At 59.7% G+C, this 16,359-nt stretch carries 10 protein-coding genes; 8 read left to right on the forward strand and 2 right to left on the reverse strand.

Annotation, left to right across the window (positions count from 1 at the left end; genetic code table 11):
• Positions 1 to 96 precede the first annotated feature (96 nt).
• The 7 genes from bcsR (at position 97) to CKQ53_RS16735 (ending at position 12,372) form a co-directional block, all read left to right on the forward strand.
• Positions 97 to 303: a cellulose biosynthesis protein BcsR gene (bcsR, locus tag CKQ53_RS16705; protein ID WP_085650961.1), complete on the forward strand. Its 207-nt coding sequence runs from the start codon at positions 97 to 99 to the stop codon at positions 301 to 303.
• Positions 294 to 1,028, forward strand: coding sequence for a cellulose biosynthesis protein BcsQ (bcsQ, locus tag CKQ53_RS16710; RefSeq protein WP_085650962.1), 735 nt, complete (start codon positions 294 to 296; stop codon positions 1,026 to 1,028). Before bcsR ends, bcsQ begins: the two co-directional genes overlap by 10 nt.
• Complete coding sequence (bcsA, locus tag CKQ53_RS16715) at positions 1,025 to 3,619, forward strand: UDP-forming cellulose synthase catalytic subunit (protein ID WP_094117428.1); 2,595 nt, start codon at positions 1,025 to 1,027, stop codon at positions 3,617 to 3,619. The genes bcsQ and bcsA overlap by 4 nt, the downstream gene beginning before the upstream one ends.
• Positions 3,620 to 3,638: 19 nt before the next feature.
• A complete protein-coding gene (bcsB, locus tag CKQ53_RS16720) occupies positions 3,639 to 5,942 on the forward strand; it encodes a cellulose biosynthesis cyclic di-GMP-binding regulatory protein BcsB (protein WP_118895209.1) in 2,304 nt (767 codons plus the stop codon).
• On the forward strand, positions 5,939 to 7,051 hold the full coding sequence (gene bcsZ, locus CKQ53_RS16725; RefSeq protein ID WP_244200972.1) for a cellulose synthase complex periplasmic endoglucanase BcsZ: 1,113 nt from the start codon (positions 5,939 to 5,941) through the stop codon (positions 7,049 to 7,051). Before bcsB ends, bcsZ begins: the two co-directional genes overlap by 4 nt.
• Entirely contained in the window at positions 7,033 to 10,530 is a 3,498-nt protein-coding gene (gene bcsC, locus CKQ53_RS16730) for a cellulose synthase complex outer membrane protein BcsC (RefSeq protein ID WP_118895211.1), read from the forward strand. Before bcsZ ends, bcsC begins: the two co-directional genes overlap by 19 nt.
• Before the next feature lie 246 nt (positions 10,531 to 10,776).
• Positions 10,777 to 12,372 carry an EAL domain-containing protein gene (locus CKQ53_RS16735; protein WP_244200973.1) on the forward strand — a complete coding sequence of 532 codons (1,596 nt, stop codon included), beginning with the start codon at positions 10,777 to 10,779 and terminating at the stop codon, positions 12,370 to 12,372.
• A gap of 66 nt (positions 12,373 to 12,438) precedes the next feature.
• On the opposite strand, the gene CKQ53_RS16740 is transcribed toward CKQ53_RS16735, so the two are convergent.
• The gene (locus CKQ53_RS16740) at positions 12,439 to 13,590 is read right to left on the reverse strand and encodes an alanine racemase (RefSeq protein WP_085650967.1); all 1,152 of its coding nucleotides are present in this window, start codon (positions 13,588 to 13,590) and stop codon (positions 12,439 to 12,441) included.
• 323 nt (positions 13,591 to 13,913) lie between these two features.
• Here CKQ53_RS16740 and CKQ53_RS16745 point away from each other — a divergent pair, with 323 nt between their 5' ends.
• Complete coding sequence (locus CKQ53_RS16745; protein WP_085650968.1) at positions 13,914 to 14,930, forward strand: acyltransferase family protein; 1,017 nt, start codon at positions 13,914 to 13,916, stop codon at positions 14,928 to 14,930.
• Positions 14,931 to 15,002: 72 nt separating this feature from the next.
• On the opposite strand, the gene CKQ53_RS16750 is transcribed toward CKQ53_RS16745, so the two are convergent.
• A complete protein-coding gene (locus CKQ53_RS16750) occupies positions 15,003 to 16,169 on the reverse strand; it encodes a pyridoxal phosphate-dependent aminotransferase (protein ID WP_094117426.1) in 1,167 nt (388 codons plus the stop codon).
• Positions 16,170 to 16,359 lie beyond the last annotated feature (190 nt).

Genomic DNA, 16,359 nt, shown 5'->3' on the forward strand with positions numbered 1-16,359 from the left:
CACCTTTTAGATCACAATACAGATTAATCCGATAATTCTATTAAAGCCAAAAGCTTTATTCTTAATCACATATAAAACGATAACCATCAGTGGACGATGAAAAGAGAAAACGCCGTTTATAAAAATGCGGGTTGTGTACAGCCGCAAAATGACATTGCCATATTGAATAAAGTTTTTTCATTAGCACCTATTCGGTATGTCGATATTGCCAGAGAAAATCGTCTGGCCAGAGTAATTGCTCGCTGGTCTCTACTGCATGAATTTAATTCCGAGCAGCAAGAGAACGACACATCATGCCGATAATTGCGCTTCAGGGAATACGCGGCGGCACCGGAACCACCGCACTCACGTCCGCACTGGCCTGGGCTCTCAGCCAGAGCGGGGAATCGGTCATGGCGCTGGACTTTTCGCCCACCAATCAGCTCGGGATCCATTTCAACACGCCCGTGTCCTATCACGACGGCTGGATGCGCGCAGCACTCGAAGACGGTGACTGGCGAGAAAGCGTCATGCGCTATCTCAACGGCCTCGACTTCATCCCCTTCGGTCGACTGGACGACGCCGAACAGATGCACTACCACACCGCCTCCTCGGACATTCTCCAGCCCTGGATCGACGAGCGCCTGAACGCCCTGCGTCAGGACTACCGCTGGATCCTGTTGGATGTGCCAGCGCACCCGCTTCCGCTGGCGCAGAATTTGCTGCACGCGGCCGACCGGACGCTTCGGGTGATCGCGCCGGACGCCAACTGTCATTTGCGTTTGCATCGCGAACCGATCGACGCCAACAACCTGTATCTCCTCAACCGATTCAACGTCAACAGCGCCGTACAGCGGGATCTCCACCAGCTGTGGAGCAGTACGCTGCAAGCATTGCTGCCGATCATCGTCCATCAGGATGAAGCCTTTTCTGAAGCGTTGATGATGAAGCAGCCCGTGGGAGAATACCGCCCGTCCAGTCTGGCGACGGAGGAGATAGCAACGCTGGCGGCCTGGCTGCAACTGAACGTGACGGAGCCAACAGCATGAGTCCATTTCGCTGGCTGCTCTGTCCGCCGATTCATCAGGCGCTGCAGCGCCGCTACCGCGGCTATCGACGTCTGGGCGTATCCAGCCCAACGGCGTGTTTGCAGTGTCTGTGGATCGCGCTGGCCTGGATCTTTTGTCGTCTGGAAACCCCCGCCTGGCAACGCATTATCGCCAAACGGCGTCAGCTGTTTCCGCATATCGCCTCTCAGCGGCCGCGGCCGCTGGACGCACTGCGTTACCTGCTGCAACTCTCCTGGCTACTGCTGTTTTTCCCCGGCGATGCGCAACGTTCCTCGTTCCGTTGGCTGCTGGACGGCCGTCGGCGTGTTCACCAGTGGCTCGACGGCCTGCCGGAGCGCGCCCGGCAGCATCAGTTCCATACGCGGGCCGAACGTCAGGTGAGTCGGCTGCCGCTCTGGCTGCGGCGACTCACCTTGATCGGCTGCGCCGTCCTGGTCGGGCTGTTAGGGTTGCTGTGCATCTCACAGCCGTTCGACATCGCCACCCAGCTCGTTTTCGTCGTGCTGCTGTGGGGCATGGCGATGGTGGTGCGTCGGCTGCCCGGCCGTTTGCCGACCGTGATGCTGATTATGCTGTCGCTGACCGTTTCCTGCCGTTATCTCTGGTGGCGCTACAGTTCAACACTCAACTGGGACGATCCGGTCAGTCTGGTCTTCGGCCTGCTGCTGGTCGCCGCGGAAACTTACGCCTGGGGCGTGCTGGTTCTGGGCTATTTTCAAACGCTGTGGCCGCTGAATCGCCAGCCGGTGTCCTTGCCCGACGCGCCTGAAACGTGGCCCTCAGTCGACCTGCTGATCCCCACTTATAACGAACCGCTCAGCGTCGTCAAACCTACGCTCTACGCCGCGCTGGGCATCGACTGGCCGCAGGACAAGCTAACCATCTACGTGCTCGACGACGGCGACCGACCGGAGTTCCGCGAGTTTGCCGACAGCATCGGCGTTCGCTATATCGCGCGTTCCACCCACGAACACGCCAAAGCGGGCAACATCAACCACGCTCTGCGCACCGCCTGCAACAGCGAATACGTCACCATTTTCGACTGCGACCATGTACCGGCGCGCTCCTTCCTGCAGATGACGATGGGTTGGTTCCTGAAAGACTCGAAGCTGGCGATGCTGCAAACGCCGCACCACTTCTTCTCGCCGGACCCGTTCGAGCGCAACCTTGGCCGCTTCCGTCGTACGCCGAACGAAGGCACCCTGTTCTACGGACTGGTGCAGGACGGCAACGACGTCTGGGACGCCACGTTCTTCTGCGGCTCCTGCGCTATTATTCGCCGCTGCGCGCTGGATGAAATCGGCGGCATCGCCGTCGAAACCGTCACGGAAGATGCGCACACCTCGCTGCGTCTGCACCGGCTCGGTTACTCGTCGGCCTATATTCGTATCCCGCAGGCGGCCGGGCTGGCGACGGAGAGCCTGTCCGCGCACATCGGCCAGCGCATACGCTGGGCGCGGGGCATGGTGCAGATTTTTCGTCTGGACAATCCGCTGATGGGGAAAGGGCTGACCTTCATGCAGCGGCTGTGCTACGCCAATGCCATGCTGCACTTTCTCTCCGGCATTCCGCGGCTGATTTTCCTGTTAGCGCCGCTGGCCTTCCTGCTGTGCCACGCCTACATCATTTTCGCTCCGGCGCTGGCCATCGCGATTTACGTGCTGCCGCATATGCTGCACACCAGCCTGACCAACTCCCGCATTCAGGGACGCTATCGCCATTCGTTCTGGAGTGAGGTGTATGAAACCGTGCTGGCCTGGTATATCGCCCGTCCGACCACGGTCGCGCTGTTCAATCCCAACAAGGGCACGTTCAACGTGACGGCTAAAGGCGGTTTGGTCGCTCAAAAACATCTCGATTGGGTGATCACCCGACCTTACGTCCTGCTGGTGTTGCTGAATCTGGCAGGGCTGTTCATGGCGTTCTGGCGGCTGTACGACGGCCCGCAGAACGAAATGCTGACCGTGGTCATCAGCCTGATCTGGGTGTTGTACAACATGATAATCCTCGGCGGCGCGGTGTCCGTCGCAGTCGAAGCCCGACAGCTGCGTGAGTCGCACCGCGTGGATATCGATATGCCCGCCGCGCTGGCGCGGGAAAACGGCCATATGTTGCCTTGTACGCTGCGCGATTATTCAGACGGCGGCGTCGGCGTGGAACTGCGGGAAGCGCTGGCGTTGCGCAAGGACGAGAAGGTGTTTCTGATACTGCAACGTGACCGTCAGGAGTTCTACTTCCCCTGCTACGTCCAGCGCGTATTAGGACGGGCGGCCGGCATCCGGTTGCACAACCTGACGACCGAGCAACAGGTCGACTTCATTCAATGCACGTTCGCCCGCGCCGACACTTGGGCGCTGTGGCAGGACAGCTTTCCACAGGATAAACCCCTGCACAGCCTTGCAGACATCGCCGTGCTGGGTTTCAAAGGTTACTTACGTCTGGCCGAGTACGGACCGCCCCGATTACGGCGACTGTTCATGCTGCTGACGACGTTCGTCGCCTGGGTGGTTTCGTTTTTTCCCCAACAGGTCAGGATTAACTCTGCCGGCGCTCCCGGCCAGAAAGCATGACCCCACTGATGATGACACAATGACAAGAAGATTACGTTGGTTCACTTTTATTCTGTTTGGATTCTCTCCAATCACTCATGCGGACGTGCTCTCCGAGCACACCGCCACGGCGGATACGGTTGCCGCCATCGATAATGCCGCGCCGCCGAGCGCGCCGGAACCCGCGGAGACGACGCCTCCGGTGCGCGACAGCCTGCTGCCGTTCAGCCGTCTGGCGCCCCCGCCGGGCGGCTTCCAACTGCAAGGGATGCGCCCGGACGGTCAGATAGAGTTCGGCGTACGCAGCGATGAGCTGGTCACCCGCGCCGTACTCCAGCTGAACTATCGCCCGTCTCCCGCGCTGCTGCCGTCGCAGTCGCATCTGCAGGTCTTTCTGAACGATGCGCTGGTGGGGGTTGTGCCCATCACGACCGAACAGCTCGGCAAGAACAACCAGATTCAGCTGGATCTCGATCCGCGTTTTATCAGCGACTTCAACCGGGTCCGCCTCTCGCTGGTCGGTCACTACGCCAACCAGTGTGAAAACATCACCAATACGGCTATCTGGATGGCGATCGGTCAGGACAGCACGCTGAAGCTGACGCTGCAAAAGCTGCCGCTCAAGAACGACTTGTCCCACTTCCCGGAACCGTTCTTCGACAGCCGCGACGCCCAGCCGCTCCAGCTGCCGGTCGTGTTCTCCGCCCGTCCTTCGACGACGGAACAGCGCGCCGCGGCCGTATTGGCGTCCTGGTTCGGCGTCAAAGCCGACTGGCGCGGACAGCGTTTCCCGGTGCTGTATAACCAGCTGCCGTCGCATCAGCATGCCGTCGTCTTCGCCACCAATGCGCATCGCCCGGATTTCCTCAAAGCGTATCCGCTGGTCGACAAACCTACCGTGGAGATCCTCAGCCAGCCGGACGACCCGTACCACAAAATGCTGCTGATTCTGGGCCGGGACGACACCGATCTGATCACCGCCGTTCAGGGGATCGCACAGGGCGATGTCCTGCTGCGTGGCCAGTCGTCCACTATCGACAACGTCCGTCAGCTAGCGCCGCGTCTTCCTTATGACGCGCCGAACTGGGCGCATACCGACCGCCCGACCCGTTTCTCCGAGCTGCAGCAATATGAAGCGCAGTACCAGTCGGACGGGTTACAGCCTTCGCCGATCTCCATGCTGCTGAGATTGCCGCCGGATCTGTATCTGGTACGCGAACGCAGCATCGACATGAACGTCATGTATCGCTACACCTCGCCGCGCCAGAACGACGGATCTCGTCTGGCGGTGAACCTGAACAATCAGTTTGTGCAGGACGTGCCGTTGACGACGAAAAACAGCAGCGGCCAGTGGCTACTGCACGTCCCGCTGATTCAGGGACAGCAGGACACCAAATCGGCGGTGACGCTGCCCGCGCTGCGCCTGGGCGCGGCGAACCAGCTGCGCTTTGACTTCGACTACGCGGCGCGCCAGATCGGCAGCATCCATGATGAACAGTGCGAAACCGTCATGCCGGTCGCCAACCATGTGGTCATCGACGGCGACTCGACCGTCGACTTCTCCGGTTATCGTCACTATCTGGAAATGCCGTCGCTGCGCGCTTTCGCCAACGCGGGGTTCCCGTTCAGCCGCCATGCGGATCTGTCGCAGACGCTGCTGCTGGTGAACGCGCATCCGCAGCCCGGTCAGATCAGCACGCTGCTCAACGTGATGGGCAATATCGGCGCCCAGACCGGTTTCCCGGCCCTCAACGTTCGCATTGCTGACGACTGGGAGCAGGCGGAAACTCAGGACGTGGATCTGCTGATGATCGGCGGTCTGCCGGATAATCTGCGCGAAGGTCACGACGTGAATCTGCTGGTGGATACCACCAAAAGTTGGGTGAAAAAACCGCTGCGTCAGATGGCGCTGGATACGCCGGTCACCGCCGCCGACCGTAAGGCGGAGAGCCAGACCACGATCCTGTCTGAAGGACCGATGGCGGCTATCGTCAGTTTCCAGTCTCCCTACCATGACCAGCGCAGCGTCGTCGCGCTGCTGGCCGATACCCCGCGCGCCTACGAGCTGCTGAATGACGCGATGAACGATACCGGCAAACGCGCCGCTATCTTCGGCGCTGTCTCGATCATTCGCGAGTCCGGCGTCAATAGCCTCCGTGTCGGCGACACCTGGTTCGTGGGCTACCTGCCGTGGTGGGAAAGCATCTGGAGCGCGATGTCCTCGCATCCCGTCTGGCTGGCCTCCCTCGCCGTCTTCATGGTCATCCTGTTGGCATTAATGACCTGGCGACTGATGCGCCATATCAGCCAGCGTCGTCTCGACGACGAGGACGCGTCTCTGTGAGACGACTGACCGTTTCCTGCTGTGGTTTGCTGGCGCTGCTGTTCAGCAGCGTCGCACCGGCGGAATGCCGCTGGCCGCTGTGGGAACAGTTCCAGCAGGCCTATATCAGCGCCGAGGGTCAGGTCATCGATCCCCACGACGGCGACCCAATCACGACCTCCGAAGGACAAAGCTACGCGCTGTTTTTCGCCCTGGCGGCGAATGACCGCGACCGTTTTGACCGCATACTGAACTGGACGGAAACCCATCTGGCGAACGGCGATCTGACGCTGCACCTGCCCGGTTGGCTATGGGGACGCGATGCCGCCACCGGTCGCCAGACGCTGCTGGACGATAACTCCGCCGCCGATGCCGATCTGTGGATCGCTTACTCGCTGTTGCAGGCCGGGAAGCTGTGGCAAAGCCGCACTTATCAGGTCATGGGCACTCTGCTGCTCCAACGCATCGCCCGGGAAGAGACGGCCGAGGTCCCCGAGATCGGCCCCGTGCTGCTGCCCGGCAAAAACGGCTTTGCGTCGCAGACCCGCTGGACGGTCAATCCCAGCTATCTGCCGCCGCCGCTGCTCGCCAGCTTCGCGGAACAGTCCAGCCTCTGGTCTCGCCTGCATCGCACGGCGATCGCACTCTTGATCGCGACCGCGCCGCACGGATTTTCCCCGGACTGGATCGTATGGACGTCGGGATCGGGGTGGCATTTCGATGAAGCCAAAGGCCCGATCGGCAGCTATAACGCCATTCGGGTGTACCTGTGGGCCGCGATGCTGGATGACCACGACCCGGACAAGGCGTCGCTGTCGCAGGCGTTTATGCCGATGGCCCGCTATGTGGAAACCCACGGCGCGCCGCCGGCGCGTATTAACGTCAGTCACGCAGAGAGCGAGCCGCTTGGCAACGTCGGCTTTTCCGCCGCGCTGCTGCCGCTTCTCCAACACTCTCCCGCCCTGTCCGACCAACGCCAGCGAGTGTGGAACACCCCTTTTAGCGAAGAGGCCTATTACCGCACCGTACTGACCCTGTTCGGCACCGGTTGGGACAGCCACCTTTTCCGCTTTTCGCCGCACGGCGATGTCATCCCCGCCTGGAAAGAAACATGCGTAACATCAAAATAAACTGGCTGCGATTCATGCTGCCTGCCCTCGCCGGACTGCCTGCGGCGCCCGCCGTCTATGCCGTCAACGCGCCCGTTGCAGACAGTCAACGCGGTATTTCCCCCGTCAACTGGCTGCTGCAACAGGTTCGAATGGGGGAAACCACCCACCAGCTCGAACTGGTGAAGCGGTCGCTTTACCGTCTGGAGAATATCGCGCCCGATAACCCGGACGTCCTCGCCGCGCTATTGCGCCACGCGCTGATGCAGAGCGACAGAACCAAAGCCCAAAGTTATATGGACCGGCTGAACGCCGAGGCGCCGAACTCCGCGGCCGCCCGCGAGTCCACGGTCAGCATGATGCTGGCCACGGCGGAAGGTCGACAGCAGTGGCAAGAGGCCCGCCTGCTGGCGGCTTCCGGACGGCTGGTCGAGGCGCGCGCGGCCTACGACGCGCTGTTTCACGGCGTCTATCCGACCGTGGACACCTCCTACGAATACTGGCGGCTGGTCGCACGTATTCCCGGTCAGGAGCCGCAGGCGCTAAAACAGCTACAGGCGCTGGATCGCTTCCATCCCGGCAGCGTCAACGTCAGGATGCAGATTGCGCGGATGCTGTTCTCGCAGGACGATGTGCCACAAGCCGTCGCCACGATCCGCGCGCTGGCCGACAATGCCCGCGGGCGCGATGACGCCGCCGAACTGTGGCTCAAATACATCAAAGCTCAGCCGATTACCGACGACAGCGTAGCGCAGCTGCGCGATTACCTGACGACGTTCACCTCCGGGGATGAGTATCAAAATGGACGACAGGAGCTGGATCGCCAGCAGAGACTGCTGGCCGATCCGGTGTTTCAACAGCGCGCCGCCAGCCTGACCCGGGTCGCGCGAGGCGAAGGCGCGACGGCCATCCCCGCGCTGCAAAAAGCGCTGCGCGCCAATCCCAACGACGCCGAAGTGCTGGGAGCGATGGGCCAAGCGCTGGCGCGCAGCAATCAGCGCGCCGCCGCGGTTCGCTATTTTGAGCAGGCTATCCAGGCCGACGAAGCCAGTCTGAAGGTCGCCAAATGGCAGAGCCTGCTGGAGTCCACGCGTTACTGGCTGGCCGTCGACGGCGGCGACAGCGCGCTCGCCGCGCAGAATCTCGATATGGCCGAGCGGCAATACCGACAGGCGCGCTCGCTGGATGACGGCGGCAGCGATGCGGTCATCGGACTCGGCGACGTCGCGCTGGCGCGTCATGCCCCCCTCGCAGCGGAACAGCTGTATCGGCAGGCGCTGCAGATGGACAGCAACGCCACGGCGGCACGGCGGCTGGTGACGCTCTACCAGCAGGAGTCGCCGCAGAAGGCGATGGCGTTTATCGAGAACGGGCTAACGCCCGCGCAGAAACGCGCCCTGTTCGCCACGCTCAACGCGCTGCGCAGCGATACGCTGCGGGCGGATGCCGACCGGCTGGCCGCTCAGTCTCGCTGGACGCTGGCGGTCGAGAAGTACCGCGAGGCCGTCAGCTTCGCGCCGGAGGATGTCTGGCTGCACTATCGGCTCGCCGCCGCGCTACGCGCCGCCGGGCAACCGGAGGAAGCCGACCGCGAAATGGAGGCCATGTCGCGCCAGCAGCCGCACGACGCCACGCGACTCTATGCCTACAGCCTCTATCTGTCCGGCAGCGACCGGGCTCATCGCGCGCTGGCGTTGTTGAATAGCGTGCCGGAAGCACGCCGTGAGCAAAGTTTGCAGGATCTGATGACACGTTTGCAGCAAGAGGACGTTTACACCCGCGCCTATGCGCTGCACGCCGCCGGACTGGACGCGCAGGCGTACGAACTACTGCATACGCTGCCGGACACGCCGCGTCGCGGTATCGTTCTCGCCGACTGGGCGTTGGAGCGGGGAGAGACAGACACGGCGCTGGCCGGCTATCAGCAAGTGCTGACGCGCGACCCGCTGAACGGCGATGCACGCATCGGCCAGGCTGAAACGCTCGCCGCGCAGGGCCGTCGGCATGAGGCGCAAACGACGCTGAATGCGCTGTCGTCAGGCCCCGTCGAACCTTCGCTGGATCAGGGCAGACGCACCGCCAATCTTTGGTGGCAGTTGGGTGAACCTCAGCGGGCCAACTCGCTGTTCACACAGCTGAAACGCCGCGCCGCGCAGACGCCGCCCTCTCCGGATGCCGCAAGGGTTTATCGTGACGCCGCCAGCCTCGCCCGCCAGCAGGGACATCCCGACGAGGCGCTGGAGGATTACCGTCAGGCGATGGTCGACAGCGGTATCACGCCGACGCCGCCGCGCGATAACGCCGCCTTTACCGCCTTGACTCGCCTGCGCCTGGAAGACAGCTGGCTACAGCGTTCGGTGCGCGCCGACGCCGCGTCGCTCTACCGTCAGCAGGACACCACGCTCTCGGTGGCGCAGGATTACTCCCGCAACAAGGGAACCGGCGGTCAATCTGACTTCACCGCGCACACCACCATGTTGCAGGGCGAAACGCCGATCGCGAGCGGACGAGGATTCCTGCGCGTTGACCATGTTGCCGTCTCCGCAGGCCAGTTCAGCACCACGAATGGTACGCACACCAGCCTGTTCGGCACCTGCGCGGACTCAGGTTGCAGCCGCGATCGCACGCAACGCGCGGAAGGCGTGGCGCTGGGGGCGGGCTGGCGCAATCAGGACTGGTCGGCCGATCTGGGAACGACGCCGATAGGCTTTCGCGTCTTAAACTGGGTCGGCGGTATCAGCCATAACACCGACATCCACGATGTGGGCGTGACGCTCACCGCCTCGCGCCGTCCTATCTCCAGCTCGCTGCTGGCGTTCGCGGGCGCGCAAAACCCTGGCGGCGGCAACAGCAATACCTGGGGCGGCGTCGTGGCGACGGGAGGCGCGATCGGTCTGAGCTACGATCGCGGCGGCGATCACGGCCTGTGGGGCGACATCAGCGCTCATCGCATCGATGGTAAAAACGTCGCGGGCAACCAGCGACAGCGTCTGATGGGCGGGTATTACTACAAGCTGATCAACGAAGATCATCGCCGAGCGACCGTGGGTTTTAACAGCATGTTTTGGCGCTACCAGAAGGATCTCAGCGGCTACACCTATGGTCAGGGCGGCTATTACAGCCCGCAGCGCTACCTCTCGCTCGGGGTGCCTATCACTTATCGGCAGCGTTTCGACAACTGGTCGCTGGATCTGGGCGGCTCAGTCTCGTGGTCCCGTTCGAAAACCGCCGGTCAGCGACGTTATCCCGTCTACCCCGGTTTTAACAGCGATCAGGCCTCCGCCGACGGCAGTAGTCAGGGGATTGGCTACACGTTGCAGGCGCAGGTGGAACGACGTTTGACGGCGCATTGGACGCTGGGCCTCGGCGTCGATATCCAGAAAGCCAAAGACTATACGCCCAGCCATGCCCTGCTCTACATGCGCTATTCAGAAGCGGGCTGGCAAGGCGATATGGATCTGCCGATCCAGCCGATGACGCCTTCCGCGGACATTAAATAGCGTCGTCTTTTGCGGCGCGGTGGCCGCGATTCTCTCGTCTTCCCCTCGACCTGTCGCGCCGTGCGGCAGGTCATCTTCCCTCATGGCCCCCAACAACTTTTTCCCGCTCCGGGACAGGCGAGTGCTACACTTGTCGCATAAAGATTTCTGGCATAATGCATCTGGTCTAGAACCGCATCTCGCTGTTCCCCCACTCTTTTCAAACCAGCACTAATGTTCTGAATCATCTGTAGAATGGAGGCTTTCTTGATCGTCTATAGTCGCATTCAGGCTCGTAAATACAGAGCAGGACTGCTTGCCGCCGCCGTATTCCCTTTGCTCCTCAGCATAATCTTCAGCTATATCATCGCCCGACAGGATGTGAAGCGCGATCTGCAAGCCACGACTCAGGTGATTCTGCATCAGGCGGAAACGATTAACAGCATGGCCTGGAATCAGGTCGCCGAACTGAAAACGCTAGAGGGAAAGTCCTGTGAATCCGTACTCGGCGATCTGATCCGGCAAGGCACGCTTTCCGCCTATTTCCGTTCGATGGGGCTGCTGAGCGGCCAGGATATGTACTGTTCCTCCGTCTCCGGCGATCAGGTCATCCCACTGACGCAAATCATTCAGTATCCGCTGCCTGCCGAACAGCCCGAAATGTGGAGCATGTCGGTGCCGCGTACGCGTGGCGTGTCCACCCGCCCCGCGATTATTTTCGCCCGCCAGTTTTCGCCGACCTACGGCGCGTTTGTGGTCGTCGACGGTCAATATCTGCTCGACTTTATGAGCGCTATCAATAACGCGCGGCCTTATGAGCTGACCGTGCAGTTTAACGGCGGTTTTCGCATTCAGGAAGGCGAGAAAAGTCAAACGTCGCACCCGTTTATCTCGCCGCTGTATCACGAACGCGCATCCAAACGGTATCCGATCATCGTCAGCGCCGAGGTGCAGCCGGAGGAGATACAGCAAGACTGGCTGAATGACTTCCTGACGTTCCTGCCGCTGTCGCTGTTTCTGTCGCTGACCTTCATCTACATCGTGCAATCCTGGAAAAAGCGCAAGATGTCGCTCCGCGATGAGCTGCGCAAAGGGATACAGGCCAATGAGTTTTCGGTGCATTACCAGCCGCTGTACGACCTGAAGACCGAACGCTGTATCGGCGCCGAAGCGCTGTTGCGCTGGTTCAGACCGGGTGGCCGCACCATCAGTCCCGACATCTTCATTCCCTCCGCCGAGAACGAGGGGCTGATTATTCCGCTCACGCATCACTTGTTTAAGCTGCTGGCCGCTGACATTGGCAGTTGGACGTTACCGCAGGATTTCCGGCTGGGGATCAACATCGCCGCGGCGCATATTCATCATCCCGACTTCGTGAACGATATCCGCCAGTTGGCAAAAACGCTGCGGCCTCAGCGCGTACAGATTACCCTGGAGCTTACAGAGCGCAGTCTGATCAGCGACACTCAGGATGTCGTACAAAAGCTGACGCAGCTTCGTAGCGAAGGCATTCTTATCGCAGTGGACGATTTCGGGACGGGCCACTGTTCTCTGTCCTACCTGCAAATGTTCCCGCTGGACTATCTCAAGATAGACAAAGGCTTCATCGGCACCATCGAATCCGCCAATCGGGATACGCCGGTGCTCGACGCCATCATCAATCTGAGCCATCGTCTGGCGCTGAGAATGGTCGCCGAAGGCGTCAATTCCGCCTATGAATATGATTACCTCAAACGGTGCGGCGTTCAGCTGATGCAGGGATACCTGTACGCGCGCCCGATGAGCAGCGAAGCGCTGATGGCGTGGTTGAAAGAACAAGGCGAACGCAAATTCACCGCCGCCCCGGAGACCGAGACGGCGTAACCGCGCCGTGGCGGTGACGCAGGACGCGGCGGTCGCAGGCAGCCGCTTTCCCGCCGCCAGCGACGGTTACAGGAAACAGCCCCGCCCTTCCGTCGGCATCACCTCGCCCGCAGAGTTCTCGCCGCGCAGCACCCAACGATTGAACTGCGCCATCACCGCGCAGGAGTGATTGGGAAAGACCCGCATCAGGCTGCCCAGACGCGGCGGCTGCCCTTGATGCGGGATAAAACCGTGCTCTTCGGACAGCTTCTCCACCGTGTAGGCCAGCGGCAGGTGCTCGCTGATGGCGATCCCCCAATGACTCGCGCCCGTTCCATGAGGCCCGCGGTCGGACGTCAGCGCTTTTGAACCGGCATCAATGATGGCATAGCGATCGTTGACCGCCACCACTCGCGCCACGACGCTCATCGCCAAATCGTCCGGCTGGCACAGTCCGAGACGAATCGCCGTTAAATCCAGCAGCGCATAATTGCCCGGACGAATCTCATCCGTCCCCGCCGCGACCGGCGCCCCCAACGCAGTCGGCGTCGCGCCCGTGGAAATAGCGCAGCGGCTGACCGCGCCGTCTTGCAAAATGCGGGTCTGTAGCTGACTCAGCAGCGTCGCTTCCTCGGTGGCGATCGTCTGGATCTGCGCAATCCCCGACGCCCCGTAGGCATGACCGGCATGAGAGACCAAACCGCCGAATCGCAGCTCGGGACAGCGGGCGATATGCCCCGCCAACGTGACGCCCGCTTCACCATGCGGATTTACGCCCACCCGGCCCAGCCCCACATCGACCTTCACATATACCGTTACGGGATCGTTGCCTTGTTCCCGCACCGCGCGGGCGATGGCTTCGACCCCCATCGGTTCAGCGGCGATAAAAGACACCCGCGCCCGGCGATAGGCGGCCTCAACCAGCAGCTCGCGGATGCTTTCAGGAACAATGACAGGGTAGGCCAACAGGACATCTTCGATGCCGCCTTCGATAAAGGCGACGCCTTCGCTCGGTTTGGATACCGTAATCCCTACCGCGCCCGCCGCGATCTGCCGACGGGCAATCACGACGCTCTTGTGCGTTTTGACGTGGGGTCGCAAGCTGACGCCCGCCGCGTCCGCTTTCAACTGCATCTGCCGTAGATTCCGCTGCAAACGCAGATCGTCAATCTCGATATACGGCGTCAATCTATCGTCGCGGTATGGCCGCAGGTAATCCGATCCCCGATTCTGGCGCATGGCAACACTCCTGATGATGAAGAGACAAACGGCGAAGCGGGTGGAAACCCCGTTCGACGGGTAACGATGCAGCCCGGATTCACGTCGGCGACCGCTTCGTACCGATAGCAATACCGCATCCGTCGATAGGGTGAAAGCAAAACTGAGGCTGACGGCGGAATGCAAGGCGCAGGCGAAAACGTTGGCGACACTCCCGAGGCCGGAAAATAGAGATAATTCTGTTTATGATGAGAAAGCGTAGTATTTCGTTGAGAATGAAAATAGCTTCACCTACTCTGAGCCACTGAAATAGCCCCGACCCACTGAGTTTCAGAGTATCGACTATGAATAAAAAACTGAGCTATATACAGTACTTGCGTGGTATTGCCGCCGTTATGGTTATTTTCGCGCACACCACAACGGCCATCTATGATGGTGGTATTCAAAATGGATATCGACTCGAAGATCTCGGCACGTTGGGCGTCTATATATTTTTCATTATCAGCGGTTTTATCATGATGAAAGCCACGTATAAAAAAACGTGGTCGCCGCAAGAAGCAAAAACCTTTCTGATCCACCGATTCAACCGGGTTATTCCCCCTTATTGGTTCTGGACTACCGCGCTGCTGGCGCTGTGGCTTGCCGGGCTGGCGTTGAAGAGTCACCACTTCGATATGGGCAAAATCCTCAGTTCTTACCTGCTGTTACCACGTATCGGCGAGGACGGCCGCATTAACCCGATCTTGTCTCAGGGATGGACGCTGATTTACGAAATGTTTTTTTATTGCCTGTTTGCGGTGTGTATTTTCTTCGGTAAGAAAAACCGGATATTGCTGACCCTGTCGTTCTGTTTCCTGCTTTCTTATCTCATCGGGAAATGGCTCCCGGCGGATACGGGCGCCAGCCTATTATTGACCAACCCTATTCTGCTGTATTTTCTCGCGGGCATGGTTATTTTCTTTTTATCCGAGCGAATGACCGTGAAAAATGGGTTTTTATTATCGGCAATGGTGCTGGTCCTTTACTTGATTTGTCGTCTATTCCAACCCGCCTGGCTGCCCGTTATTTTTTCTATCACACCTATTTTTATTGTCCTGTTTTCCGCCTGCTCTCTGGAAGGATGGACCTCCCGCGCGTTAATGCTGATCGGCGATGCATCCTATTCCATTTATTTGGCGCACGGATTCGTCACCATGACGTTATCCATGCTGATGAAAAAGCTGTCCGTCAGTGACATTAATCAAACGGCGGTGATTATTCTGACCACGCTGGTTTCGCTGGCCGTCGGGATTGTCGCCTACCGTGTGGTGGAAAAACCGCTGACCGCGCTCATCCCCAACAAACGCACCGTCAAGGCCTGATGAGGCTCGGAAGGAAACAGTGACGTCAGATGCGGTCTCACATAGCCGTATCTGACGCCGCTCAATAAACGGCTACAGCCAACCCTTTGTTCTGAACTCCCGCATCAGCTTGGTAAAGGTGTGCATTTCTTCCGGCGTACCCATGGAAATTCGGCACCAGTCGGTGGCGGGCGGAAAAGCGCGGCCAATCAAGATGCCGTGTTCTTTCATGCGTTTCTGATATCCTTCTAGCGGCACCTTGATACGGTGAAACAAGAAGTTAGCCTCTGACGGCAAATACTCCAGGTCCAGGGACTTCAAGGTATCGATCAGAATCTGACGGGACGTATCGATGGTTTTCTTGCTGTAGTTAATGAAGGCTTTGTCGTCGAGCGACGCGCTGGCGGCCGCAATCGCACAGAAGTTCAGCGATTCGGACGTGTTGTAGTTCGCCATCTTCGCCAGCAGCTCAGGCTTACCGATCGCATAGCCCGCGCGCATACCCGCCATCGCGAAGATTTTCGAAAACGTCTTCAGCAGGATGATGTTGTCGTACCCCTCTCGGATCAGCCCGTCCACCGAGCGGAACCGTGAGTCGTTGACGAACTCGGCGTAGGCTTCATCCACCAGAAACAGCGTATCCTTCGGTTTGCTTTTGATCCACGGTTCGATCAGATCCGCGGGCGTAATAGTGGCGGTGGGATTGTTGGGGTTGACGATGTAAACGAGGGTCGGACCGTCATAAGCGGCGACGGTTTTTTTCATCGCTTCAATATCAAACTTCCAGCCCGGCAGCATGGGCAGCCGAACAATATTCATCCCCATGATTTTGGCGTACTTAGGACCGCCTTCGTAGGTCAGTTCAGGGATAACCAGCTGCGTTTTCGCCGTCCCCAGCGCTTCGAAACAAGAACGAATCCCCTCGCAGGAGCCTTGCAGCATCAGCACGTTGCTCTTATCCACGCCGTGCAGTCCGGCGATTTTTTCCTGCAGCTGCCCTTGCTCCTTGTAGGGATAGCGGTTGGCCTTGGCGATAGCCAGACGCGCCGCTTCTTGCCCTTTAGGCGACATCCCCAATGGGTTTTCATTATAGTTAATGCGAATCACCGACTCCGTGGAGGTATCGCCGCTTTTGCTGCCGGCGATAGAAGAAGCCAGCGCCGATTTGTTCAGCCCTGCCAGCGCCAAACCGCCGAGTAACGCCCCTGAATATTTGAACATCTCACGGCGTTTTTGATTGATGAGGGTTATGTCGCTCATGTGCCTGTGCTCCCTTATGTGAATATACACAACTTTACACAAGCAAAGGTTATACCAAACCTATACAGGAAAAGATCGGGCTTAGGCCTGACAGGCTCTCACCTGACGTTCGGGAAACGAATATGCACGTGAAACTGGTATTGCAACGTTTCCTCGCCCCTCATCAATGTGCGCATCCAAAGGTCTTTAG

It is taken from the genome of Lonsdalea britannica, assembly GCF_003515985.1.
Lineage (GTDB): Bacteria > Pseudomonadota > Gammaproteobacteria > Enterobacterales > Enterobacteriaceae > Lonsdalea > Lonsdalea britannica.

Coding starts and splice junctions, on each gene's coding strand:
- bcsB (WP_118895209.1), top strand. CDS start 3,639: ATGACAAGAAGATTACGTTGGTTCACTTTTATTCTGTTTGGATTCTCT.
- CKQ53_RS16745 (WP_085650968.1), top strand. CDS start 13,914: ATGAATAAAAAACTGAGCTATATACAGTACTTGCGTGGTATTGCCGCC.
- CKQ53_RS16750 (WP_094117426.1), bottom strand. CDS start 16,169: ATGAGCGACATAACCCTCATCAATCAAAAACGCCGTGAGATGTTCAAA.
- bcsR (WP_085650961.1), top strand. CDS start 97: ATGAAAAGAGAAAACGCCGTTTATAAAAATGCGGGTTGTGTACAGCCG.
- bcsA (WP_094117428.1), top strand. CDS start 1,025: ATGAGTCCATTTCGCTGGCTGCTCTGTCCGCCGATTCATCAGGCGCTG.
- CKQ53_RS16740 (WP_085650967.1), bottom strand. CDS start 13,590: ATGCGCCAGAATCGGGGATCGGATTACCTGCGGCCATACCGCGACGAT.
- bcsQ (WP_085650962.1), top strand. CDS start 294: ATGCCGATAATTGCGCTTCAGGGAATACGCGGCGGCACCGGAACCACC.
- bcsC (WP_118895211.1), top strand. CDS start 7,033: ATGCGTAACATCAAAATAAACTGGCTGCGATTCATGCTGCCTGCCCTC.